A 22,707-nucleotide genomic window follows, 5' to 3' on the forward strand; every position below is an offset into this window, starting at 1 on the left:
GCGTTCAAAGGAGGGACCGCAGCACCATCGCTCGGAGCTGCGGTTCGATCTTGGCTGTGGTGTGCGCCATCACGACGACACCGAGGTCCTCGCTCGGATCCGCCCACCACGTGGTGCCGCCCGCGCCCGGCCACGTCACCTCGCCCACCGATCCCGGGGTGGGCGAACCACCGATCCGCCGCCGCACCGCGAGCCCGATGCCGAAGCCGTGCCCGGGATTCCAGCCCGGCTTCTCCAACCGGCTGGTGTCCGTGCCGGGGGCGAGCTGGTCGGACAACATGTACTCCACGGTCTTGCGGCCGAGCAGAGGGTTTCCCTTGTCCAGCAACATCTGGACGAACCGCAGGTAGTCGCCCGCCGTGCTGACCAGTCCCGCCCCGCCGGAGTGGAACCGCGCGATCGACAGGTCGGGGAGCACGTGCGGCGGCAACGGCCGGGCGAACCGGTCACGATGGTCTTCCGGCACACCGAAGGTGGTGTCCGGCATCCCCAGCGGCGTGCAGACCTCACTGCGCAGGAAGTCGCCCAGCGACATGCCCGCCACGGACTCGATGATCAGCCCCGTGAGGTCCAAACCCCAGCCGTAGTGCCACATCGCGCCCGGTTCGTGCAGCAGGGGCAGCGCGCTCAACCTGCTGACGAACTCCTCGCCGGTCAGGTCCGTCATGCCGTCGCCGACCGCTTCCGCGTACAGCTCGTGCACCGGTGAGTCGCCGAGCAGACCTTCCGGCATGCCCGCCGTGTGCCTGAGCAGGTCGAGGACCGACGGTTGCACCGACCGTCCGGCGAACTGGGGGAGGTACGTGCCGATCGGTTCGTCCAGCACGAGTTGACCCCGCTCGGCCAGCAGCAACGCGCCAGCCGCCGTGATCGGCTTGCTCATCGACGCGATCCAGAACAAGGCGTCCGTCGTCATCGGAACGCCGCCGGCCTTGTCCAGGTAGCCGAAAGCCTCGAGGAAGACCACCTGCCCGCGGTGCACGACCCCCACCACAGCGCCCGGCAACCGGTCAGCCGACACCTCGTTCTCGATGAACTCAGCCACCCGCTCCATGGTCAACATCATCGCATCGCGGCATGTGCGCGCTGAGCAACTCCGGTCAGCTGGAGCACGCGAGAGTAAATTCGAGGAATGCGGATCGGCGAGCTGTCCAAGCGCACGGGCGTGAGTCCGCGCTCACTGCGGTACTACGAGGAGCAGGGACTGCTGACCAGCTCGCGCTCCGGCGCGGGGCAGCGGCACTACTCTGACGCCGAGGTCGACCGCGTGTCGCTGATCCGGCAGCTGTTCGACGCGGGCATGCCCAGCCGGGTGATCGCGACGGTGCTGCCGTGCGTGGACCTCCCCAACGATCTCGGCGTCGCCGAGGAGACGTACGCGGCGATGATGCGTGAGCGCGACCGGATCGACGCCGACATCGCGCAGCTGACCGAGGAACGGGACGCACTCGAAGCGCTGATGCAGATCAACAGTCGCCACCGGGCGAAGTTGTCCAGGACCTCGGAACCGGTGGCGCAGCCCGCCTGACGCTGTGACCCGCGCCTCAGCCGCTTGCCCTTCACATCGATGTCAGGGGTGAAGGTGGTGACAGGGCCCGGAAACACCGGGCCGGTCACCTGGGAGGCGGCAGAAAATGGGACAGGCATGGGGTTTCGGCAGGCACGGCGGGCCCGAGGTGCAGGAGTTCTTCGATCGTCCCGATCCTGTCCCCGGTCGCGGTGAGGTGCTGATCCGGGTCGAGGTCGCCGGCGTGAACCCCCTCGACCACCTCGTGCGCTCGGGTCTGGTTCCCGGACTCGACGGCGGGCGTCCGTTCCCCCGCGTGCTGGGCATGGAGGCAGCGGGAACCGTTCTCGCACTGGGTGAGGACGTCGACGGGCTCGAGGTGGGGGACGCGGTCTTCGGCTTCGCGCTCACCGGTGGCGGTACCTACGCCGAGACGACGGTGCTGTCAGCGCCGAACACCGCACGCGTCCCGGCGGGTTTGTCCGCGCTCGTGGCGGCAACGCTGCCGGTGGCCGGGACGACCGCGGTGGACGCGCTCGACCAGCTCGGCCTCCCGGCCGGTGCCGCGATCCTGGTCAACGGGGTCGGCGGCGGGGTCGGTCTCGCCGTCGCCCGGCTGGCCGTCAGCCGCGAGTTGCGGGTGATCGGCACCGGGAGCACCGCCAAGCGCGAGCCCGCCGAAGCCGCCGGGGCGCGGTTCATCGACTACACCGCGCAGGACGTGGTCGCCGCGGCGCGCGAGCTGGTTCCGGAGGGCTTCGACGGGATCGTCGACCTGGCCGGGGGCACCTCGCTGCGGACGGTCGCGCCGCTGGCCAGGGATCCCCGCACCGTCATCGCCGTGGGGGACGCGTCGGTGACCGATGTCGGCGGACGTTTCGTCGAACGTCGCCTCGACCGCGAGAACCTGGAACGGTCCGCGCGGCTGGCCATCGACGGAGTCCTCGCGCCTGCGATCACCGCGGTCCACTCGCTCTCCGACGCCCCGGCCGCCCTCGCCACCGTCGAGAACGGTCACACCTCGGGCAAGGTCGTCATCAAGGTGGCGTGAGAGCGAGAACTAGCGGGACGCCTCGTTCGAGGACGCGTCGTCGACCAGGCGGAAGAGGTCGCGGGCCGGGTGCACGTCGACCGGGATGCTCGTCCCGACCTCGACGATCTTCGCGCCGTGCACGAGGTGGCTCGTGGTGAACGGCGCCCGGCCCGGCACGGTGACCAGCATCCGGACCCTGGTGCAACGGTCCTCGCCGCACCACACGCGTTCGGCGGACGTGACCTGACCCAGGACGCGCACGCCGGCCGTGTCCAGGTCGCGCCACACGCGCCGGTCCCGTGCGGTGCCGACGGCGGCCACGACCGTGACGACCACGGTGACGGCGGTCAGGACGAGGCCGGTCACGACGACGGCCAGCTTGTCGTCGTCAGGGACGTATCCGCTCAACGCGGCCACCAGGGCCAGCGGACCGGCGGCCATGACCGCGAGCCCCAGCGCGGTCCAGAACGGCTGCTGGAAGAAGACCGCCGGGCGACTCACCGGGCCCTCTGCCTCAGGCACTCCGACGTTCGTCACAGGCGGACCCTAGCCGAGCGACGGGGATCCTGACGGTAGAGGTCTGGACCATTTCGTGCTTCAATGACAGCGGGTCGCCGCCTGTAAGCGAAAGGTGAGCGAATGTCTGCCCGCTTGTTGCTGAGGGCACTGACCGCCCTGCTTCTGCTCATGAGCACCCTGCTCATCCCGTCCGCTGCCCAGGCGGCCGACACGTGCGCGCTCAAACCCCGTCCGGCGGGCAAGGTCCTGCACGGGTACTGGGAGAACTGGGACGGCGCGTCGAACGGCGTGCACCCGCCGTTCGGCTGGACGCCGATCACCGACAGCCGCATCAAGCAGCACGGCTACAACGTGATCAACGCGGCGTTCCCCGTGATCCGCTCCGACGGCACCGTGCTGTGGGAGGACGGCATGGACGCCGGGGTGAAGGTCGCGACGCCCGCCGAGATGTGCGCGGCGAAGGCGGCCGGGTCCACGATCCTGCTGTCGATCGGTGGCGCGGCGGCGGGCATCGACCTGAGCTCGACCGCCGTGGCCAACAAGTTCGTCGCGACGGTGGTGCCGATTCTGAAGAAGTACAACTTCGACGGGATCGACATCGACATCGAGACCGGGCTCGTCGGCAGCGGCAACATCAACTCGTTGTCTGCCTCGCAGGCCAACCTGATCCGCATCATCGACGGCGTGCTCGCGGCGATGCCCGCCGGGTTCGGGCTCACCATGGCGCCGGAGACCGCTTACGTGACGGGCGGCAGCGTCGTGTACGGCTCGATCTGGGGCGCGTACCTGCCGATCATCAAGAAGTACGCGGACAACGGCCGCCTGTGGTGGCTGAACATGCAGTACTACAACGGATCCATGTACGGCTGTGCCGGCGACAGCTACTCGGCCGGGACCGTGCAAGGGTTCGTGGCGCAGACTCAGTGCCTGAACAAGGGACTGGTCGTGCAGGGCACCACGATCAAGGTGCCCTACGACAAGCAGGTTCCCGGCCTGCCCGCGCAGCCCGGTGCCGGCGGCGGCTACATGAACCCCACGCTGGTGGGGCAGGCGTGGAACAGCTTCGGCGGCCAGCTCAAGGGCCTCATGACCTGGTCGATCAACTGGGACGGCTCGAAGAACTGGACCTTCGGCGACAAGGTGAAGTCGTTGCAGGGCCGTTAGAGCACGATGGTGTTCTGCCCGGCGGCGATCTTCCACGCGCCGTCCTCTTTGGACAGGACGTAGAGCGGCGAGCCCTCGTTCTGGTCGGGGATCACCGTGCCGTCGGGCTTCACCGGACGCTGGCGGATCTTGACGGCCGCCACGTCCGGGCGGATGAACAGCACGTGCGCCACCTCGTACGTGGCGGTCGACTCCTTCGTCGCGCCGGGCAGGACCTGGCGGGTGAAGGAGGCGATCTCGTCGCGGCCGGTGAGGCGCTTGCCGTGCGCGGTGGTCCAGATCGCGTCGGCGCGGAAGAGGCCGATGAACTCCTCGGCGAGCTCGTTCTGCTGCGAGTGCTGGACGGTGGCGACGAGCTCTTCGATCTCCGCGATGTCGGTCATGGTGAAGATCGTCGTACCTCGACCAATGTGGAGGTCAAGGGCGAAACCGGGGCCCGGCACAGCGAGTGTGGAGGCGGTGTGCCGGGCCCCGTCGGGTCACTTGCGGGGCGCGACCCGGGACTCGTAGGACTTCGGCTTGTACCAGGGGTTGTAGAAGCAACCCGTGCCGTACTTCTTGTCGTGGCCGGGGCAGGCCGCCGAGATCAGGAACGCGTTGGAGCGGATGCCCCACTTCTCCCAGGCCTCCAGCGACTGCATGGCCGCGGCGTACTCGGAGTCGCTGAACGCGCTGTGCACGGCCTCGGTCGTGAAGGTCTGCACGAGGTTGTACCAGCGCCCGGCCTTCGTCACGGCGTCCTTGTAGGCCGACTCGTGCTCCACGAACGCGGTCGGGTCGCCGATCGCGTGCACCGACAGCACCGGGATGTCGATCTTCCCGGTGAGGTCGCTGTCGTAGGCGAGTTCCGCACGGGCGGCGGGGTCGGCGGCGAAGCGTTCGACGCCCGCGTTGAGCGCCTTGTCGTCGTGCGAACCCTTGTACACCACACCGGTGTTGCTGAACGGGTTCCGGTCGCCCAGCCGCAGGTGCACGATGTCGCGGAACGTGAACGTCGCGAAGTTCAGGTGCGAGTTCAGCGTCTCCTCGGGGATCTTCGTGACCGTGAGGATGTCGGTGAGCTTCTGCTGCTGTTCGGGCGTGCGACTTCCGGCCACGCCAAGGCATTCCTCGATCCGGCTCCGCAGCCCGGCGGTCGTCATCGTCGAGCCGGGCCGCAGGCCCTGCCACAGCGGGTACTGCGCCTCGGACGGCCGCGGGTGGTTGCCGCAGTAGTACTGGTAGACCACTCGCAGGTCGACGCGGTAGTCGTAGCCGCGCGAACCGCCTGCCATGACACCACTCGTGAGCAGCGCCGCGTCGTAACCCTTGTACAGCTCGATGGTCTTGGCCGCGACGTTGCCGCCCCACGACTGCCCGTGGATGTAGACCTTCGAAGGCTTGAGCATGCCGACGACCATCTTGCGCAGGTTGTCGGTGTCCTCGGCCGCCATCCGCGTGCCGTAGCCGCCGCGCCGGTACGAGGTGCCCGCCCACGCGTAGCCCTCCTTGACCATGACCGCCCAGCGGTTCAGGTCGTCACGCGTGCGCTCGGGCGTGGGCTCGCCCAGGTCGGGACCGCCGTGCGAGTGCACGACCAGCGTCTTGTTCCACTTCTTCGGCACGGCGATCGTGTAGTACGCGCCGTTGGGGTCCCGGCCCTCGTAGCAGGTGGTGCCTGCGGGGACGTTCTCCGGGCACGGTGCGGTCGGGGGCAGGTGCACCGGCGACGTGAGACTCGCGGTGAGTGCGAATGCCAGCAGGACGTTCATGGCGGAATCGTGGGTCCAGCTCGATAAGTGGTCCAGTTCACTCACACAAACTTGGGATTTCCCTGACGTTACGAGCGAGTCACGCGACGGAAGCGGGCGCTGTTCAGCACGTGCCGCGCCCACGCGTGGTCGGCCGGATCGTCGTGCACGCACGTCACGACGAGCATCTCGCCGAACCGCGCCACGTGGCCGTGGAACTCGTGCCGCGTCACGCCGTCCGAACTGGCCGTGAGCCACAACGCGTGCCGCAGCTCGACACCGTCGCGCACGAGGAACTGCTGCTCCTCAGGCACGTCCGGCGCGCCCTCCAGCGCGAGCTCCAGGAACTTCTCGGCGGACGTGCCGATGGCCCTGCGGACGTCCACGAAGACCGCGCGGCCGGGCCCGGCGAAGCGCAGGCCCTCCTCGAGCACGTGCGGGGTGAGGCCCGCGGTCCGTTCGATGCTCCACTGGCCGGGCAGCTTCTGCCGGATCGAGACCGGCAGTTCGACCAGGTACCCGCTGAGCACCTCGTCGCGGTCCCAGGTCGTGCCGAGCAACGGGTGCTGGACGTATTCGGGCAGGTCATCGGGCTCGCGGACCTCGGCGACGACCTCCGCGCCGCGCAGGCCGTCCCACGGCTTGACGTCGTGCGCGAACGTGCCCGTGAACCTCAGTGAGGCGTAGCCGGGGCCGTCCCACGAATCAGCCGCGTGCAGGGCCTCCTGCAGACCGACCCGCATCCAGGCGCCGAACCACAGCTCCAGATCGCCGGTCAGCTCGACGGGCAGCACGCTCCTGACGAACGAGGCGTCGTCGGCCAGCAGCACGTTGCCGCCGGCCAGCAGCTTCGGGTTGCGCACCCCCGAGGGCAGGCCCAGGTCGAGGTCGATGGCGCCGGAATCGTCGGTCTCGGTGCCGCAGCACGCGCAGGCCGTCACCCGACGTACCGGACGCTGTTGAGCACGTGCTGCGCCCACGCCCTGTCCACCGGATACCGGTACACGCAACGCACGGAGATCATCGTGCCGGGACGGACGACGTGCCCGTGGAACACCTGCTCCTCGTGGCCGTCGATCACCTCGCTGAGCCAGAACGCGTGACGCAACTCCGGGCCGTCGTGCGAGACGGAGTGCTCGGCGCTCGCGGGGTAGCCGTCGAGGACCGCGCCCAGGAAGTCGCTCACGCTGCCGCCGGTGAGGTCGGCGTAGACGTCGAGCGCCACCCGGCGGTCCGGGCTCGTGAACCTGACCGTGCGGCCGTCGACCGCGCAGCGCATGCCGTCGGTGCGTTCGATGGTCCAGACCTCGCCGAGCGTCTCGCGGACGGGGATCGGCAACGGGTGCCGGATGCGGCACAGCACCTCGTCGCGGTCCCATTCCCGCTCCAGCACCGGGTGCGAGGTGAAGTACGGCAGCTCGTCGGTGTTGAGCACCGCGGCCTCGACGGGCACGCCGAGCAGGTCCCACGGCTTGATCACGTTCGCGAACCTGCCGGAGATCCGCAGGTTCGCGTACTGCTCGTCGTTGTCCCACACGGCGTGCGCGTACATCGCGTCGACTTTGCTGATCTGGGTCCACGCGCCGAACACGAGCTCGGTTCCGCCGGTCAGCCGAACCGGGAGCAGGCAACGGATGTAGGAGTCGCCGTCCGGTCCGACGAGCAACCCGCCTGTGGGGGCGCCGAGTTGCTCGCCGGGCACGCCGAGCAGTTGCTCCGGACGGTTGAGCCTGTAGTCGATGCGGTCCGTAGAGGTGATCTCGGCTCCGCAGCATCCGCATTGGACGGTCATGCGGGCATGCTAGAGCTCCTCGTTCGTGAGCAGTCGAGAGCGCACCAGAAAACGTATTCCAAGCGGTGCCTCCAGCGAGAAACCGCTCCCACGACCGGGCACGACGTCGATCGTCAGGTGCGTGTGGCTCCAGTACTCGAACTGCGCCGCGGACATCCACACAGGAATGACGAACTCGTCGACCGCGAGATCACCGAGGTGCACGTCGGACGCGCCGGTGCGGAACTCCCCGGCCAGGTAGCACATCGGGGCGGAGCCGTCGCAGCAGCCGCCGGACTGGTGGAACATCAGGTCGCCGTGCTCAGCCCTGAGGCCGCGGAGCACGTCCGCGGCCTCAGAGGTCAGTGCGACGCGGGGCATCAGAAGAAGCCCAGGGCGTTCGGGGAGTAGCTGACGAGCAGGTTCTTGGTCTGCTGGTAGTGGTCGAGCATCATCTTGTGGTTCTCGCGGCCGATGCCGGACTGCTTGTAGCCGCCGAACGCCGCGTGCGCCGGGTAGGCGTGGTAGTTGTTCACCCACACGCGGCCCGCCTGGATGTCGCGGCCGGCGCGGTAGGCGACCGAACCGTCGCGGGACCAGACGCCCGCGCCGAGGCCGTAGAGGGTGTCGTTGGCGGTCTTCATGGCGTCGTCGTAGTCGGAGAACTGGGTGACCGACACGACCGGGCCGAAGATCTCCTCCTGGAAGATCCGCATCTTGTTGTCGCCTTCGAAGATCGTCGGCGTGACGTAGTAGCCGCCGGACAGCTCGCCGCCGAGGTCGGCGCGCTCACCGCCGGTCAGCACGCGGGCGCCCTCCTGCTTGCCGATGTCGATGTAGGACAGGATCTTCTCGAGCTGGTCGTTGGACGCCTGCGCGCCGATCATCGTCTCGGTGTCGAGCGGGTGGCCCTGCTTGATCGCGCGGGTCCGTGCCACGGCGTCGCCCATGAAGCTGTCGTAGATGTCGCTCTGGATCAACGCCCGCGACGGGCACGTGCAGACCTCGCCCTGGTTCAGCGCGAACATCGTGAAGCCTTCGAGTGCCTTGTCGTAGAAGGCATCCCGCTGCGCGGCCACGTCGTTGAAGAACACGTTCGGCGACTTGCCGCCGAGCTCCAGCGTGACGGGGATGATGTTCTCGCTGGCGTACTGCATGATCAACCGGCCGGTGGTGGTCTCGCCGGTGAACGCCACCTTCGCGACGCGGCGCGAGGACGCGAGCGGCTTGCCCGCCTCGACGCCGAACCCGTTGACGACGTTCAGCACACCCGGCGGGATCAGGTCGGCGATCAGTTCCATCAGGACGTGGATCGACGCCGGCGTCTGCTCGGCGGGCTTGAGCACGATCGCGTTGCCCGCGGCCAGTGCGGGCGCGAGCTTCCAGACCGCCATCAGGATCGGGAAGTTCCACGGGATGATCTGCGCGACGACGCCGAGCGGTTCGTGCAGGTGGTAGGCGACCGTGTCCTCGTCGATCTGCGAGATGCCGCCCTCCTGGGCGCGCAGGGCGCCCGCGAAGTAGCGGAAGTGGTCGACGGCGAGCGGCAGGTCGGCGGCGAGCGTCTCGCGGACCGCCTTGCCGTTGTCCCACGTCTCCGCGACCGCGAGCATCTCGAGGTTGGCCTCGATGCGGTCGGCGATCTTGTTCAGCACGTTGGCGCGGTCCGCGACCGAGGTCTTCCCCCACGAACGGGCGGCGCCGTGGGCCGCGTCCAGCGCGCGTTCGACGTCCTCGGCGGTGCCGCGGGCGATCTCGGTGAAGTCCTCGCCGGTGACCGGGGTGGGGTTGGCGAAGTACTGGCCCTTGGCGGGCGGCACGTACTCGCCTCCGATGAAGTGGTCGTACCGGTCGCGATAGGTGATCACGCTGTCCGGTTGTCCTGGAGCCGCGTACTTCGCCATGGGGCCTGCCTTCCGCGTCGTTGCGAACAGGCGGCGAACGTAGAACCGCGAACGTTTCACCCACGTTGCATCCGATCGGAGTAGCCGCAGGGTTGCCGGTGCGGTGGTACGGGCTGCATCCTGGACCGATGGACCCCGGCGAACTGGGCTCCGCCCGGCCGGTGATCTTCGAGTCGTGGCGGCGGTCCCTCGACGCGCGCGTCGATCCGGACCGGCACGAGGCGCCAGTCGTCTACGGGCCGGACGAGATCGCGGACCTGCGGGGCGCGCACCCGCTGGCCGCGACCGTCCCGCTGCTCACGCACACGCTGTCGATGGACGACACGATCATGATCGTCACCGACACCCGCGGCCACATCCTCTGGTGCGAGGGCGACAACCAGATCCGGCACCAGGCCGAACGCGTCCACCTCACCGAGGGCTCGCGCTGGAGCGAGGACGTCATCGGCACGAACGCGATGGGCACCGCGCTGGCGACCGGCAGGTCCGTCACCGTGCACTCCCGCGAGCACCTCGTGCGCACCTACCACGGCTGGACGTGCGCGGCGAGCCCGATCCACGACCCCCACACGGGGTTGCTGCTGGGCGTCGTCGACGTCAGCGGGCCGCTCAAGACCATGCACCCGGCCGTCGCGCAGCTCGTGTCGGCCGCCGCCCGGCTGGCCGAGCACCACCTGGGGCAGTTCGCGCCGCGGCAGCACGTGCTCACGCTGAACTTCCTGGGCGGGCTACACGCCGATCTGGACGGACGGCCGCTGGGGCTGACGTTGCGCAACGCGGAGGTGCTGACGGCGCTCGCGCTGCACCCCAAGGGTCTGACGGCGGAGCAACTCGCATTGTTGCTCTATGGTGAACGTGGGAACCCGACCACGGTCCGCGCGGAGCTGCATCGGCTGCGTGCGCAGCTCGGTGGTGTCCTGTTGACGAGGCCATATCGGCTCGATGCGGTGGTGCGCGGCGACTTCCTCGACGTGCGGACGGCGTTGCGTTCCGGCGACGCCGGCAAGGCCACCCGGCACTACAGCGGTGATCTGCTGCCCCGTTCGGACGCTCCGGTGGTCCGCGAGGAACGGGTCGACCTCGCCGCCGCGGTGCGCAAGGGCGTGCTGGAGCGGGGAGATCTCGACGCGCTGCTGTCGTTCGCGGACAGCGGGGAGGACGCCGAGGTGCTCGAACGCCTGCACCTCCTGCTCCCGGTCACCGATCCTCGTCACGCTCTCGTCTCCTCGCGCCTGCGAAGGGCGCTGGAATAGGCTTTCCCGCAAGGGGAGGGCAAAAGTGAAGCAGTGCATCAACTGCATGACCCGGTTGCCGCGCAAGGATGTCACCGAGGTCGCGTGGTGTTCGTTGTGCGCGCCGTGCCTGCAGGTCGTGTCCGACCAGATGAAAGTGCTGCTCGACCGGCCAGGCGGTGCGCCCGTGCAGATCCAGCAGTGCGGCTGGTGCGGTGTCGCGCGCTCGTGCGGTGTCGGCTGGCGCACGAGGTGCCTGGTGTGCCTGGACGACAGGTCGGTGCCGGACCCGGCGGTGCAGAAGATCGCGCACCGGCTGGAGCTCGACGGCACCTGGCGGGAGAACTCGGAGTTCATCGCCGCGACGACCGTGAAGGTTCGCCTCGCCAAGTACTTCCGGCCCGGCTGGACCGTGCTCGCGACGGACGTGCACGGGTTGCCGTGGACCGGGTTCCGCTGGCTCACGAAGTCGCACGGCACGTGGGGACGCGACGACGAGACGGGGGAGGTGCGGCAGCTCAAACGCTTGCGCGGCGAGGAGAACCTGCTCTACCTGGCGCGGTACGGGAAGGTGCTCAAGTTCGGGCGCGGGACCGCGGACCGGGTGAGCGCCCACGTCGCGCAGGGCGCGGTGCCCGTGCTCGTCCTGTCCGCGCCGAGCCAGCAGGTCGTCGTCGCCAGGGACCGGCTCAAGCGCGCGCATCGCAGCGAGATGGTGTCGCAGCGAACGCCGGTCGACCTGTTCGCGGTGCTGCCGGACGGGTTGGACGTCACTGATCAGTTCCCACGGAGCTGATCAGCCGAGTTATCGTGGACACCTCCAGTGAGGGGAGGTGTCCACGTGCGAGTGCTCGCAGTTGTGCTGTTGTTGCTGTTCACGGCCACGCCCGCGCACGCCGCGACAGGCACGTACGTGCGCCTGGGACACTTCTCGATGGACCAGGCGCGCGTCGACGCCACGCTCGACGGCGTCAAGCTCGGCACCCTCGACTACGCCCAGCTCTACGAGTACCGCCGGGTCGAGGCGGGGGAGCACGTCGTCGACTTCCGCACGGCCGGTGCCGATCCCGGGAGCCCGGTGCTGCGATCCGTGCTCGTGAAGGCCGAAGCCGGGAAGGCGTACACGGTCATCGACATCGCGTCCTCGATGAAGGTCCTCGAGGACGACGTCAGCCTGCCGCCGAACGGGCAGGCGCGCCTGCGGGTGATCAACGCAGGCGACGCCGAGATGGACCTGCTGCGCGGCAGCGTGTTCGTGCACCGCAACGTGCAGGCGAACTCCACGACCGGCTACGTCGTGATGCTGCCCGGCAAGGACGGGCTGCAGGTGCTGCCGCGCGGGAAGGACTCCACGACGCTGGAGGCCACGCTCGAACCCGGCGGCGTCTACTCGTTGCTGGTCAGCGCCCGGCGGATCGAGCTGCGCACCGACGCCAAGGCAGCCGAGGTCGTGCCCGGTGGCGGGCAGGAGACCGGGTTCGGCGGCATGGCGGGCGGCTGGGACTGGCTCACCGCGCTGGTCATCGCGCTCATCGTGGGCGTCGCGATGTACTCGGTGCGCGGCCGGTTGTTCCGGTTCGGCTGATGGCCAAGGGCAAGCTCCTGATGGGGGCGGCCGTGCTGGTCACGCTGATCTACGTGGTCAAGGGACCCGGCGGCGACGAGGTGCCGGAACCGGTGACGGTGCTGATCCCGTCGATCGGGGTCGACACGTCGCTGGAGGCGTTGAAGGTGGACTCCGCGGGCGTGCTGGAGCCGCCGACGCGCGCGGACAAGGCCGGCTGGTACGCCAAGGGCGTCGCGCCGGGGGACGCCGGTCCGGCCGTGATCGCGGGCCACGTCGACTCGAAGACCGGGCCAGGGGTGTTCTTCCGGCTGCCCGAGCTGCAGCCCGGTGCTGAGGTGCTGGTCGAGCGTGAGGACGGCAGCAAGCTCACGTTCGTCGTGAGCAGCACCCACACGACGGAGAAGACCGCGTTCCCGACGGACGCCGTGTACGGGCCGACGCCGTTGTCGGAACTGCGGCTGGTGACGTGCGGGGGCGATTTCGACCGGGTCGCGGGCAGCTACCGCAACAACGTCATCGTGGACGCGGTGCTGAAAGTCTGACGGTCTCGTCGGCCCACCTCGTCAGCAGCGTGGCGTCGTGCGAGATCGCGAGAACTCCCGCGTTCGATTCACGTTGGTAGGCACGGATCACGCCGACCAGCGCGGCCGTCGTGGAAGCGTCCAGCATCGTCGTCATCTCGTCGCAGATCAGGTAGCGCGGGTTCAGTGCGAGCGCACGGGCCAGGCACGCGCGTTGCAACTGGCCGTCGCTGACCTCGTGCGGACGGCGGCCCAGCAGGTCGTCGGTGAGCATCACCAACGACGCCAGCTCCTCGACGCGGTCCTGGTTCTTCAACGGCTCCGCGATCGCCTGCCGGAGGGTGAAGCGCGGGTCGACGGACAGCCGGGGCTGCTGGAACAGCACACCGATCTTGGTGCGTTGAGTCGCTTTGAACCGGAACCCGGTGACCGTCTCGCCGTCGATCTCCACGGTGCCGCCGAACGGCTTGTGCAGCAACGCGAGCACACGGGCCAAAGTGGACTTCCCGGACCCGCTCGGTCCGGCCAGGCCGACGGTCTGTCCAGGCTGGACGGTGAGGCTGACGTCGGTGATCACCGGTTCGCGGTAGCCGGCGGTGATGCCGTTCGCGGTCAGCACGGGCGGTGGCACGCGACGGCGTGCGGGTCGTCGGTGAGCACGGGGCGGTCCTCGCAGATCGCGGTGGCCTGCTCGCAGCGCGGGGCGAACGCGCAGCCCGCGGGCAGGTCGGTGAGCAGGGGCGGCTGGCCGGGGATCGGGAGGAAGTCCCGTTCCGGCAGGGCGTTGGCGAGTCCCCGGCTGTAGGGGTGCTTCGCGTGGTCGAGCACCTCGTGGGCCGGGCCGACCTCCACGATCCGTCCCGCGTACATCACCGCGATCCGGTCGGCGATCTTGTGGGCCGCCGCGAGGTCGTGCGTGATCAGCAGGACGGCGTGGCCGTCGTCGACGAGCCTGCGGAACTCGTCCAGCAGGCCGTCCACGAGATCGCGGTCGAGGCCTGTGGTCGGTTCGTCGGCGATCAGCAGCCACGGGTCGCCGACCAGCGCCAACGCGTTCGCGACGCGCTGCGCCATGCCCCCGGACAGCTCGTGCGGGTAGCGGTCGAGGTGCTCGGGGAGCAGACCTGCCCGTTCTGCGGCATTCGCAGCGTCTCCGCCGAGTACCCGTGCAGCCTCTTCGAGCTGGGAACGCGCCGTGCGGACCGGCGTCAGGTGGCTCGCCGGGCTCTGCGGGATGAGGCCGATCTGCCGGCCGCGGATCGTGGTCGCGAGCTCGTGGTCGGTCGCCGCGAGCAGGTCCACGTCACCGAGCCGGGCACTGCCGGAGGTCTCCGCGTTGCCCGGCAGGAACCCGAGCAACGCCGACGCCAGCACCGTCTTGCCGCAGCCGCTCTCGCCGACCAGCGCCACGCACTCGCCGGGCCGGATCCGCAACGACACGTCGTTCACGGCCTCGACGGTCGCGCCCTTGAGCGCGAACCGCACCGACACCCGGTCGATCTCCAGGTTCACCACGTCAACTCCGTGCGCCGCTTGGGGTTCAGCCGATCCCGCCACACACCGCTCACGCCGGACACCGCCAGCGTCGTGATGATCAGCAGCAGTCCTGGCGCCAAAGACATCCACCAGCCGCCGATGAGCAACGAGCGCTGGGCGTCGTTGATCATGTTGCCGATGCTGGCCGCGTGCGGCGGCAGACCGAGACCCAGGAATGACAACGCGGTCTCGTGCCACACGGCGTGCGGCACCATCAGCGTGGTCGCGAGCAGGACCTGCGGGGCGACGTTCGGCAGCAGGTGCCGGGTCATCACCTGAAGTCTCGAAGCGCCACCGACGATCGCCGCGTCGATGAACGGCCTGGTGCGCAACGACAGCACCTCCGACCGCACGATCCGGGCGGCGGTGAGCCAGTGCGTCAGCGCGATCGAGATGATCACGGCGGAGAGGCTCGGCCGCAGGATCGCGACGATCACGATGCCCAGCAACAGGTGCGGCACCGACGCGATCGCGTCGACCACCCGCATCAGGATCCGGTCGAACCAGCCGCCGATCGATCCCGCCAGCGCGCCGACCGCCGTGCCGGCCAGCGCCGAGATCAGGGCGGCGACCACACCGACGGTGAGGGAGACCCTGAGCGCGTAGACGCAGCGCAGCAACACATCGCGTCCCAGTTCGTCGGTGCCGAACAGGTGCGCGGCCGACGGCGGCTGGTTGGCGATCGCGAGGTCGACGTACTGCTCGTTGAGCTCCACGACCAGCGGCACGATCAGGACCGTCAGTGCGACGACGCCCAGGATGATCGCGGACGGCAGCAGCCGCCAGCGAGGCGACCGCGGCGGGCTCGCGGCGGTGAGGCGGCTGCGCGGGGCAGGACGCCAGAGCAGGTCAGCCATCGAGCGCCACCCTCGGGTCGGCCAGCGCGTACAGGACGTCGGCCAGCAGGTTGCCCAGCAACACCACACCCGTCGCCATCACGGTCAGCGCGCCCAGCAACGCGAAGTCGACGTTCAGCGCCGCCTCCACCGTCGCCCGCGCGATGCCCGGCCACGAGAACACCGTCTCCACCAGCAACGCCCCGGTGATCAGCTCGGGCAGTCGCGCGCCGAGGAGGGTCAGGAACGGCAGCAGCGAGGTGCGCAACGCGTGCCCCGAGACCACCAGGTGGTCGGGCAGCCCGCGAGCCCGCGCGCCGATCACGTGGTCCTGCGTGAACGATTCGAGGAGGTTCTGCCGCACGAACAGCACGAACCACGGCGCCTGCGAGATCGCCAGCACCGCGACCGGCAGGACCATGTGGACGGCGACCCCACCCACGGACACCGGTTCGGAGCCCGTGGTCACACCACCGCCGGGCAGCCACCGCAACTGCAATGCGAACACGTACAGCACCGCCAGGCCGAGCCAGAAGACCGGCGCGGCCTCCAGCGCGTAGCAGCTGCCCGTGATCGAACGGTCGAGCCACGACCCCTGCCGCCACGCCGCGAGCGTGCCCAGCACCAGTCCGAGCAGCAACGCCAGCGTGAAGCCGACCGACACCAGCAGCACCGTCCACCCGAGACGGTCGCCGATCACCGCCGACACGGGCTGCTGCAACGACAGCGAGTCGCCGAGGTCGCCCGCCAGAGCGTGCCGCAGCCAGGCCCAGTACTGGGTGACGACGGGCTCGTCCACGCCCCAGTTCTCGCGCAGCTGCGCGACGCGTTCCGGGGAGGCGCCGATGATCCGGACACCGAAATAGCGTTCGACTGGGTCGAACGGGCTGGCCTTGGCCAGCACGAACAGCGCGAAGCTGACCACGAGCAGCACCGGGACCGCGAAGGCCAGGCGCCGCAACGCGACCAGGCCGATCGACCGGGTCACGACTTCGGCGTCCAGCGCTCGAGGTTCCACCACACCGCGTGCACGAGGCCGTGGTCGTGCGGCTCGACCTGGGTCTCCTGGCCGTTCCACTTGTCGCGCAGCACGTAGGTGTGGTCGAGGAACACCAGGAACGCCCAGCCGGGATCGGCCGCGTAAGCCGTCTGGAAGTCGTCGTAGGCCTTCTTGCGTGCGGCCGGGTCGAGGCTGCGACGCGCGGTGTCGAGCGCGGTGTCCACAGTGGAGTTCTTGTACAGCGTCATGTTCACGTAGCCCGACTGGCCCGCGTAACGGGAGTGCAGCAACGTGTACGCGGCCGTGTCCGGGTCGTACGGGTCGCCGCCACCCCACACCGCCGCCGCTTCCTTCTGGCGTTGCAGCATGATCTCGAACGTGGTGGCCTCGACGGGCGCGTCGATGCCGAGCTTCGCGATGTCGGAGGCCGTGGCGAGGGCCAGTTCCTTGCGCAGCACGTCCGGCGCCGGGTAGAGCACCGGCAGCTTCGCGGGCTGGCCGTCCTTGGCGCGCTTGCCGTCCGCACCCTTGCGCCAGCCGGCCTCGTCGAGCAGCTTCTCGGCCTCGGCGACGTCGTAGCCGAACGCGGAACTGTCGTTGTACCAGTCCTTCAGGTACGGCGAGATCGGCGTGGAGGCGGGCTTGCCGGAGCCCGCCAGCACGGCGTCGATCATGGCCTGGCGGTTGATGCCGAGGTTGATCGCGCGCCGGACCTGCGGGGACGAGGTGAACGGCAGTTCGGACGGGATGCCGAGACCGCGGTAGTCGGCGGACGGGTTCTGCACGATCTGGTAGCCGGACCGGTCGCGGTAGGTCTGGGCGAGCTTGGGTGGCAGCACCGTCCCGTCGAACTCGCCGGCGGCCATGCGGGTCGCGCGGGCGTTGTCGTCCGGCACGAAGACCACGGTCACGGTCTTGATCGCGGGCGCGCCACCCCAGTACTTCTCGTTGGCCTTGAGGATCAGCCGGTCGCCCTTGCGCCACGACTCGACCGTGTACGGGCCGGTGCCGACCGGCGCGGTGTTGAACGGCGCGCTGTTGATGTCGGTGCCGGTGAGCTTCGCGGCGGGCACGATGCCGAGCGCGAGTTGCTGCGCGAACGGGGCGTACGGGTAGGACAGCGTGAACTCGACGGTGCTCGCGTCGACCGCCTTCACGTCGGTCAGCGCGTCGAACCGGGAGGCCACCGTGGAGTTCACCTTCTTGTCCACCACGGACTTGTAGGTGAACACGACGTCCTCGGCGGTCACGGGCGTGCCGTCGGAGAACGTGATGTCCTTGCGCAGCTTGGCCGTCCACGTCAGCCCGTCCGCCGACGCGGTCGGGAGTTCCGCGGCGAGCGCCGGTTTCAGTGCCAGCGAGGCGTCCCGCGTCACGAGGCCGTCGAAGATCTTCGCGGCGCCATCTGGGGCGTAGCCGAGCACGGGGTTGAGGTTCTCCGGCTCACTGCCCGCGCCGATGACGATCGACGTGGCCGAACCGGTCGTCGCGCCGTCGGGGGACGAGCACCCCGCCACCAGAACGAGGGCCGCCAGAACAGCTCGCCGCATGCAGATCCTCCCCAGAAGTCCGTGTTGCCGCCAGCAGCTAACAGCAAGGGAGTTGCAATAGGCAAGATCTTGCATCTGTGCGCTCAAGTCGGACTCATGCCAGCATCAAGGGCATGACCAACGGAGTGCACACCCACGAGCACAGTCACGGCGACACGACTCACACGCATCCGCATGGCGAACACTCGCACGATCACGTCGAGCACGAGCACACCCATACGCACGACGGAGAAACGCACTCACACACGCACGTGCACGACGCGGGTCACGTCGAGGAACACCAGCACGCGCACTGAGTTCAGTGTGATTCGCGGGTGACGTCGCTACCGCTGGAGCCGACCAGGAAGTCCAGGTCGGCTCCGGTGTCGGCGCCCAGGACGTGGTCGACATAGAGCCGTTCCCAGCCGCGTTTCGGTGCCGCGAACGCCGACACCGTCGCGGCGTTCGGCGTGCGGGACAGGAAGTCCGGCGCCTCCACGTCGATGCGGCGGTTCGCCACGTCCAGCACGATGACGTCGCCCGTCCGGACGAGCCCGAGTGGTCCGCCTGCCGCCGCCTCCGGTGCGACGTGCAGCACAACGGTTCCGTACGCGGTGCCGCTCATGCGCCCGTCGCAGATCCGGACCATGTCGCGCACGCCCTGTTCCAGCAGCTTCTTCGGCAACGGCATGTTCGAGACCTCCGGCATGCCGGGGTAGCCGCGGGGTCCGCAACCGCGCAGCACCAGCACGGAGTCCGCGTCCACGTCGAGATCCGGGTCGTCGATGCGGGCGTGGAAGTCCTCGATGCTGTCGAACACCACGGCCCTGCCCCGGTGCTGCAACAGATGCGCCGACGCGGCTGCCGGTTTGATCAAAGATCCTGATGGCGCCAAATTGCCTCTCAGCACGGCGATGCCGCCCTCGGCGATGATCGGCTCGGTGCGGCTCCTGATCACCTCCGGCTCCCAGATCGGCGCGTCGTCCAGGTAGTCGACCAGCGGGTTGCCGGTGATCGACAAGGCGTTGGGATCGAGCAGGTCGCGGACTTCCCGCAGCACGGCCAGAAGTCCGCCCGCGCGGTGGAAGTCCTCCATCAGGAACCGGCCGGCGGGCTGGAGGTCCACCAGCAACGGCACGCCGGAGCCGATGCGGTCGAAGTCGTCCAGCGTCAGGTCGACGCCCAGGCGCCCGGCGATCGCGAGCAGGTGCACCACCGCGTTGGTCGAGCCACCGATCGCGGCCAGCGCCACGATCGCGTTGTGGAAGTTCGCCTTGGTCAGGAACGTGCTGGGACGCCGGTCCTTCTCGATCAGCTCGACGATCAGCCGTCCGGTGCCGTGACTTGCTTCCAGAAGCCTGCTGTCCGGCGCCGGAGTGCCCGCGACGCCGGGGACGGTGGTGCCCAGGGCCTCCGCGACCAACGCCATCGTCGACGCCGTGCCCATCGTGTTGCAGTGGCCGCGGCTGCGGATCATCGCCGACTCCGAGCGGACGAACGCCTCCTGCGACAACGTGCCGGCCCGCACCTCCTCGGAGAGCCGCCACACGTCCGTTCCGCAGCCCAGGGGAGTGCCGCGGAACGTGCCGGTCAGCATCGGCCCGCCGGGCACGACGACCGCCGGGATGTCGACGGACGCGGCGGCCATCAGCAGCGCCGGGATCGTCTTGTCGCACCCGCCGAGCAGCACCACGCCGTCCACGGGGTTGGCGCGCAGCATTTCTTCGGTGGCCATCGCGGCCATGTTGCGCCACAGCATCGCGGTGGGGCGGACGTTGGTCTCGCCCAGCGACACCACGGGCAGGTTGAGCGGGATGCCGCCGGCCTCGTACACGCCGTTGGAGACGGACTGCGCGACCTCGTTCAGATGCGCGTTGCACGGCGTGAGATCCGACGCGCTGTTGGCGATCGCGATCTGGGGCCGGGAGAAGGCGTCGTCCGGGACGCCGCGGCGCATCCAGGCGCGGTGGATGTAGGCGTTGCGGTCCTGACCTGCGTACCAGTGCTCGCTGCGTAGTCCCACTGCGCGCCTCCCTGCGGTCACCTCCGACCTTAACTACATCGGGAGGTCCGGCGGCAGTTGCAGCGCGATGGTGATCAGCGAGTGGACCCGGTTCGCGATCACCGACAGCAGGCCGTGCATCGCCGGCGACGCGGCGTCGGCGGCCTCCTGGAGCGTGCGCAGGTCCATGTCGATCTGCCCGAGAACGGCCGCGGTGTCGGCGGGAGCGGCGGTGAACGCGCGGGCGATGTCCTCCAGGGGAAGACCGTGGACCTCCAGGCGTTGTACGAGGTGGATGCGGTCCACGTCGTCGCCGCGGTAGAGGCGGTAGTTGCTCGCGGTGCGCTGGGCGGGGCTGATCAGGCCCAGCGTCGTGTAGTAGTCGACGGTGCGGATGCTCACGCCGGCGCGGGCGGCGAGTTCGCCGATCTTCAGCAGTGCCTCGGCCACAGCGGTCACCTCCCCGGTCACCGAAACCATACAGTGCCACGTGCTACTGTTGGAACATGCCTGATGAAGCCGGTGTAGACGGCTGTAGTACGTGGCCGGGTGCGTCTTGTTGATCGCATCCGGCTTGCTCGCCATCGTGGTCCTGACCGTGGCCACGGGGTATTTCGTGGCTCAGGAGTTCGCGTACATGGCGGTCGATCGCGGCCGCCTGCAGCAGATGGCCGAGGGCGGCTCCAAGGCCGCCGACCGCGCCTACCGCGTGACCCAGAAGCTCTCGTTCATGCTGTCCGGTGCCCAGTTCGGCATCACGGTGACGGCGCTGCTGGTCGGGTACGTGGCCGAGCCGCTGCTCGGCACCGGACTGGGCGTGCCGGGCTCGATGGTGATCGCGCTGGCCTTCGCCACCTTCGTGCAGATGGTGCTCGGTGAGCTGCTGCCGAAGAACCTCGCGATCGCGCGGCCAGAACAGCTCGCGCTGGCGCTGAGCTCGTCGACCCTGGTGTACCTGAAGATCGCCGGTCCCGTGATCCGGTTGTTCGACGCGGCCGCGAACCGGTTGCTGCGCGCGATCGGCATCGAGCCCGTCGAGGAACTGCCGCAGGGCGCGACGCCGGAGGACTTCCGGCAGATCGTCGAGGAGGCGGGGGAGCAGGGCCATCTCGACGCCGAGCTGACCCGGTTGCTGGAGCACGGCATCGGCTTCCGCGAACTGGTCGCGGAGCAGGCCATGACGCCGCGCGTCAACGTCCACACCGTGCGGTGCGACGAACCCGCCGCTCGCGTGGTCTCGTTGCTGGACACCGGGAACTCGCGTTTCCCCGTGATCGGTGACGACCTCGACGACCTGCGCGGTGTCGTGGGGCTGGCCGAGGTGCTGACCCTGACGCCGGATCAGCGGTCCGTCATCGCCATCGGGAAGATCGCCTCGCCCGCGCTGGTCGTCCCGGCGACGCTGCCGTTGCCCGCGGTGCTGGAAAGGCTGCGGACCGAACGCCGTCAGCTCGCCTGCGTGGTCGACGAGTTCGGCGGGTTCGCCGGCGTCATCTCGCTGGAGGACCTGGCCGAGGAGCTCGTCGGTGAGATCCACGACGAGGACGACCGGGTGGCCGACATGATCGAGAAGGTCGGCGACGACTGGCGCGTGCCCGGCCGCATGAGGCTGGACGAGGTCGAGGACGTCACCGGCGTGGAACTCCCGGCCGACGACTCGTACGACACGGTGTCCGGTCTGGTGCTGCACCGGCTGGGCCGCGTGGCCGAGGCCGGCGACGAGATCGAGATGAACGGAGTGCGCCTGGTGGTCACCACGGTGGCGCGCAACGTGCCTGACTCGGTGGTGTTGTCCCGATGAGCATCGTCATCTCCCTTGTGCTGCTGGCGTTGAACGGCTTCTTCGTGGCCGCCGAGTTCGCGTTGATCGCGTCCAAGCGGCACCGCCTGGAGCAGGCCGCCGAGACGTCCAGGGCGGCCCGCGCCGCCGTGGCGGGCGTTCGTGAGCTGTCGCTGATGCTCGCGGGCGCGCAGCTCGGCATCACGCTGTGCACGCTGGGTCTGGGCGCGCTGGCGAAACCGGCCGTCGCGGACCTGCTGGAACCGGCGCTGCGGCTGACCGGCCTGCCGGAGGCGTTCGCCTATGGGGTGGCGTTCGCGATCAGCCTGGTGCTGGTGGTGTTCCTGCACATGGTCGTGGGCGAGATGGCGCCGAAGTCGTGGGCCATCGCGCACCCCGAACGGTCCGCGCTGATCCTGGCGCTGCCGTTCCGCGCGTTCGCCCGCTCGGTCCGCTGGCTCCTCAGTGGACTCAACGCGGTGTCGAACGCCCTGCTGCGGCTGCTGAAGGTCGAGCCGCAGGACGAGCTGGCGCAGGCGCACCGGCCGGACGACCTGCGGATGCTGCTGCGCCAGTCCGCGGAGCACGGCCTGATTCCCGAGGCCCAGCAACGGCTGCTGACCAGGATGCTGCAGGTCCAGCGCACGACCGTGAGCGAGGTGATGGTGCCGGTCGCCGAGACTTCGACGGTCACCGAGCACACCACCGCGCGGGAGATCGAGCAGCGCAGCCTCCAGTGTGGACGGTCGCGCTTCCCGGTCACCGGGCTCGACGGCCGGTACGTCGGACTCGTGCACATCCGCGAGGCCATGCGTGCCACGGCCCGCGGCGAGGATCCCTCTGCCCGCGAGCTGATGGGCCCGGTGCTGACGCTGCCCGCGTCGATGCCGGTGGCCCAGGCCGTGACGGCGATGCGTGCCGAACGCTCGCAGCTGGCGCTGGTCGAAGCTGGCGGTGTTGTTGGTATCGCCGCACTGGAAGACCTCCTCGAAGAGCTGATCGGCGACTTCGAGGATGAAACCGACACCCGTCCGGTCAGCGCCCGCTGACCGGAGTTTCCCAGGGAGGAAACACAA

The 22,707-nt window shown here is 69.3% G+C and carries 24 protein-coding genes; 9 read left to right on the plus strand and 15 right to left on the minus strand.

Annotated features, from left to right (window positions below; genetic code table 11):
* Positions 1 to 4 precede the first annotated feature (4 nt).
* The gene (locus ACH413_RS00420) at positions 5 to 1,054 is read right to left on the minus strand and encodes a serine hydrolase domain-containing protein (RefSeq protein ID WP_360029431.1); all 1,050 of its coding nucleotides are present in this window, start codon (positions 1,052 to 1,054) and stop codon (positions 5 to 7) included.
* Positions 1,055 to 1,132: 78 nt separating this feature from the next.
* Between ACH413_RS00420 and ACH413_RS00425 the strand changes: the two genes are divergently transcribed.
* Positions 1,133 to 1,528: a MerR family transcriptional regulator gene (locus ACH413_RS00425; RefSeq protein WP_360029432.1), complete on the plus strand. Its 396-nt coding sequence runs from the start codon at positions 1,133 to 1,135 to the stop codon at positions 1,526 to 1,528.
* Positions 1,529 to 1,634: 106 nt separating this feature from the next.
* Positions 1,635 to 2,558: an NADP-dependent oxidoreductase gene (locus tag ACH413_RS00430; protein ID WP_360029433.1), complete on the plus strand. Its 924-nt coding sequence runs from the start codon at positions 1,635 to 1,637 to the stop codon at positions 2,556 to 2,558.
* A gap of 9 nt (positions 2,559 to 2,567) precedes the next feature.
* Here ACH413_RS00430 and ACH413_RS00435 read toward each other — a convergent pair whose 3' ends face one another.
* Positions 2,568 to 3,077, minus strand: a complete 510-nt coding sequence (locus tag ACH413_RS00435; protein ID WP_360029434.1) for a hypothetical protein — start codon at positions 3,075 to 3,077, stop codon at positions 2,568 to 2,570.
* A 102-nt stretch (positions 3,078 to 3,179) separates the two neighbouring features.
* Between ACH413_RS00435 and ACH413_RS00440 the strand changes: the two genes are divergently transcribed.
* On the plus strand, positions 3,180 to 4,223 hold the full coding sequence (locus ACH413_RS00440; RefSeq protein WP_360029435.1) for a chitinase: 1,044 nt from the start codon (positions 3,180 to 3,182) through the stop codon (positions 4,221 to 4,223).
* On the opposite strand, the gene ACH413_RS00445 is transcribed toward ACH413_RS00440, so the two are convergent.
* The 6 genes from ACH413_RS00445 to adh all read right to left on the minus strand — a co-directional run bounded on the left by ACH413_RS00445 (position 4,220) and on the right by adh (position 9,628).
* Positions 4,220 to 4,606, minus strand: a complete 387-nt coding sequence (locus ACH413_RS00445; protein ID WP_360029436.1) for an SgcJ/EcaC family oxidoreductase — start codon at positions 4,604 to 4,606, stop codon at positions 4,220 to 4,222. The genes ACH413_RS00440 and ACH413_RS00445 overlap by 4 nt on opposite strands.
* 96 nt (positions 4,607 to 4,702) lie before the next feature.
* On the minus strand, positions 4,703 to 5,974 hold the full coding sequence (locus ACH413_RS00450; RefSeq protein WP_360029437.1) for a hypothetical protein: 1,272 nt from the start codon (positions 5,972 to 5,974) through the stop codon (positions 4,703 to 4,705).
* A gap of 68 nt (positions 5,975 to 6,042) precedes the next feature.
* Positions 6,043 to 6,894, minus strand: coding sequence for a hypothetical protein (locus ACH413_RS00455; protein WP_360029438.1), 852 nt, complete (start codon positions 6,892 to 6,894; stop codon positions 6,043 to 6,045).
* A complete protein-coding gene (locus ACH413_RS00460; protein WP_360029439.1) occupies positions 6,891 to 7,745 on the minus strand; it encodes a DUF2199 domain-containing protein in 855 nt (284 codons plus the stop codon). The genes ACH413_RS00455 and ACH413_RS00460 overlap by 4 nt, the downstream gene beginning before the upstream one ends.
* A 9-nt stretch (positions 7,746 to 7,754) precedes the next feature.
* The gene (locus ACH413_RS00465) at positions 7,755 to 8,105 is read right to left on the minus strand and encodes a DUF779 domain-containing protein (protein WP_360029440.1); all 351 of its coding nucleotides are present in this window, start codon (positions 8,103 to 8,105) and stop codon (positions 7,755 to 7,757) included.
* Entirely contained in the window at positions 8,105 to 9,628 is a 1,524-nt protein-coding gene (gene adh / locus ACH413_RS00470) for an aldehyde dehydrogenase (protein WP_360029442.1), read from the minus strand. The genes ACH413_RS00465 and adh overlap by 1 nt, the downstream gene beginning before the upstream one ends.
* A gap of 128 nt (positions 9,629 to 9,756) precedes the next feature.
* Here adh and ACH413_RS00475 point away from each other — a divergent pair, with 128 nt between their 5' ends.
* Genes ACH413_RS00475 through ACH413_RS00490 form a run of 4 tightly spaced genes read left to right on the plus strand, consistent with a single transcriptional unit; the run spans position 9,757 to position 12,969 of the window.
* Entirely contained in the window at positions 9,757 to 10,881 is a 1,125-nt protein-coding gene (locus ACH413_RS00475; RefSeq protein WP_360029444.1) for a GAF domain-containing protein, read from the plus strand.
* Between the two features lie 25 nt (positions 10,882 to 10,906).
* Positions 10,907 to 11,656 (plus strand): hypothetical protein, encoded by a 750-nt coding sequence (locus ACH413_RS00480; RefSeq protein WP_360029445.1) that lies wholly within the window; start codon positions 10,907 to 10,909, stop codon positions 11,654 to 11,656.
* 45 nt (positions 11,657 to 11,701) lie between these two features.
* On the plus strand, positions 11,702 to 12,445 hold the full coding sequence (locus tag ACH413_RS00485) for a DUF4397 domain-containing protein (RefSeq protein WP_360029446.1): 744 nt from the start codon (positions 11,702 to 11,704) through the stop codon (positions 12,443 to 12,445).
* Entirely contained in the window at positions 12,445 to 12,969 is a 525-nt protein-coding gene (locus ACH413_RS00490; RefSeq protein ID WP_360029447.1) for a class F sortase, read from the plus strand. Before ACH413_RS00485 ends, ACH413_RS00490 begins: the two co-directional genes overlap by 1 nt.
* On the opposite strand, the gene ACH413_RS00495 is transcribed toward ACH413_RS00490, so the two are convergent.
* The 7 genes from ACH413_RS00495 to ACH413_RS00525 form a co-directional block, all read right to left on the minus strand.
* Entirely contained in the window at positions 12,941 to 13,579 is a 639-nt protein-coding gene (locus ACH413_RS00495) for an ATP-binding cassette domain-containing protein (RefSeq protein WP_360029448.1), read from the minus strand. The genes ACH413_RS00490 and ACH413_RS00495 overlap by 29 nt on opposite strands.
* Positions 13,561 to 14,463, minus strand: a complete 903-nt coding sequence (locus ACH413_RS00500; protein WP_360029449.1) for an ABC transporter ATP-binding protein — start codon at positions 14,461 to 14,463, stop codon at positions 13,561 to 13,563. The genes ACH413_RS00495 and ACH413_RS00500 overlap by 19 nt, the downstream gene beginning before the upstream one ends.
* Positions 14,457 to 15,341, minus strand: coding sequence for an ABC transporter permease (locus ACH413_RS00505; protein ID WP_360029450.1), 885 nt, complete (start codon positions 15,339 to 15,341; stop codon positions 14,457 to 14,459). The genes ACH413_RS00500 and ACH413_RS00505 overlap by 7 nt, the downstream gene beginning before the upstream one ends.
* Positions 15,334 to 16,338: an ABC transporter permease gene (locus ACH413_RS00510; protein ID WP_360029451.1), complete on the minus strand. Its 1,005-nt coding sequence runs from the start codon at positions 16,336 to 16,338 to the stop codon at positions 15,334 to 15,336. The genes ACH413_RS00505 and ACH413_RS00510 overlap by 8 nt, the downstream gene beginning before the upstream one ends.
* The gene (locus tag ACH413_RS00515) at positions 16,305 to 17,870 is read right to left on the minus strand and encodes an ABC transporter substrate-binding protein (protein WP_360029452.1); all 1,566 of its coding nucleotides are present in this window, start codon (positions 17,868 to 17,870) and stop codon (positions 16,305 to 16,307) included. Before ACH413_RS00515 ends, ACH413_RS00510 begins: the two co-directional genes overlap by 34 nt.
* Before the next feature lie 298 nt (positions 17,871 to 18,168).
* Positions 18,169 to 19,872, minus strand: coding sequence for a dihydroxy-acid dehydratase (locus ACH413_RS00520; RefSeq protein WP_360029453.1), 1,704 nt, complete (start codon positions 19,870 to 19,872; stop codon positions 18,169 to 18,171).
* Positions 19,873 to 19,905: 33 nt separating this feature from the next.
* Positions 19,906 to 20,301, minus strand: coding sequence for a MerR family transcriptional regulator (locus tag ACH413_RS00525; protein WP_360029454.1), 396 nt, complete (start codon positions 20,299 to 20,301; stop codon positions 19,906 to 19,908).
* 109 nt (positions 20,302 to 20,410) lie between these two features.
* Between ACH413_RS00525 and ACH413_RS00530 the strand changes: the two genes are divergently transcribed.
* A complete protein-coding gene (locus ACH413_RS00530) occupies positions 20,411 to 21,652 on the plus strand; it encodes a hemolysin family protein (protein WP_360029455.1) in 1,242 nt (413 codons plus the stop codon).
* A complete protein-coding gene (locus tag ACH413_RS00535) occupies positions 21,649 to 22,680 on the plus strand; it encodes a hemolysin family protein (protein WP_360029456.1) in 1,032 nt (343 codons plus the stop codon). The genes ACH413_RS00530 and ACH413_RS00535 overlap by 4 nt, the downstream gene beginning before the upstream one ends.
* Positions 22,681 to 22,707 lie beyond the last annotated feature (27 nt).

This window comes from Lentzea sp. NPDC020367 (assembly GCF_044387305.1).
In the GTDB taxonomy this organism is placed as follows: domain Bacteria; phylum Actinomycetota; class Actinomycetes; order Mycobacteriales; family Pseudonocardiaceae; genus Lentzea.

Coding starts and splice junctions, on each gene's coding strand:
- ACH413_RS00420 (WP_360029431.1), bottom strand. CDS start 1,054: ATGGAGCGGGTGGCTGAGTTCATCGAGAACGAGGTGTCGGCTGACCGG.
- ACH413_RS00425 (WP_360029432.1), top strand. CDS start 1,133: ATGCGGATCGGCGAGCTGTCCAAGCGCACGGGCGTGAGTCCGCGCTCA.
- ACH413_RS00430 (WP_360029433.1), top strand. CDS start 1,635: ATGGGACAGGCATGGGGTTTCGGCAGGCACGGCGGGCCCGAGGTGCAG.
- ACH413_RS00440 (WP_360029435.1), top strand. CDS start 3,180: ATGTCTGCCCGCTTGTTGCTGAGGGCACTGACCGCCCTGCTTCTGCTC.
- ACH413_RS00445 (WP_360029436.1), bottom strand. CDS start 4,606: ATGACCGACATCGCGGAGATCGAAGAGCTCGTCGCCACCGTCCAGCAC.
- ACH413_RS00450 (WP_360029437.1), bottom strand. CDS start 5,974: ATGAACGTCCTGCTGGCATTCGCACTCACCGCGAGTCTCACGTCGCCG.
- ACH413_RS00460 (WP_360029439.1), bottom strand. CDS start 7,745: ATGACCGTCCAATGCGGATGCTGCGGAGCCGAGATCACCTCTACGGAC.
- ACH413_RS00465 (WP_360029440.1), bottom strand. CDS start 8,105: ATGCCCCGCGTCGCACTGACCTCTGAGGCCGCGGACGTGCTCCGCGGC.
- adh (WP_360029442.1), bottom strand. CDS start 9,628: ATGGCGAAGTACGCGGCTCCAGGACAACCGGACAGCGTGATCACCTAT.
- ACH413_RS00475 (WP_360029444.1), top strand. CDS start 9,757: ATGGACCCCGGCGAACTGGGCTCCGCCCGGCCGGTGATCTTCGAGTCG.
- ACH413_RS00490 (WP_360029447.1), top strand. CDS start 12,445: ATGGCCAAGGGCAAGCTCCTGATGGGGGCGGCCGTGCTGGTCACGCTG.
- ACH413_RS00505 (WP_360029450.1), bottom strand. CDS start 15,341: ATGGCTGACCTGCTCTGGCGTCCTGCCCCGCGCAGCCGCCTCACCGCC.
- ACH413_RS00515 (WP_360029452.1), bottom strand. CDS start 17,870: ATGCGGCGAGCTGTTCTGGCGGCCCTCGTTCTGGTGGCGGGGTGCTCG.
- ACH413_RS00535 (WP_360029456.1), top strand. CDS start 21,649: ATGAGCATCGTCATCTCCCTTGTGCTGCTGGCGTTGAACGGCTTCTTC.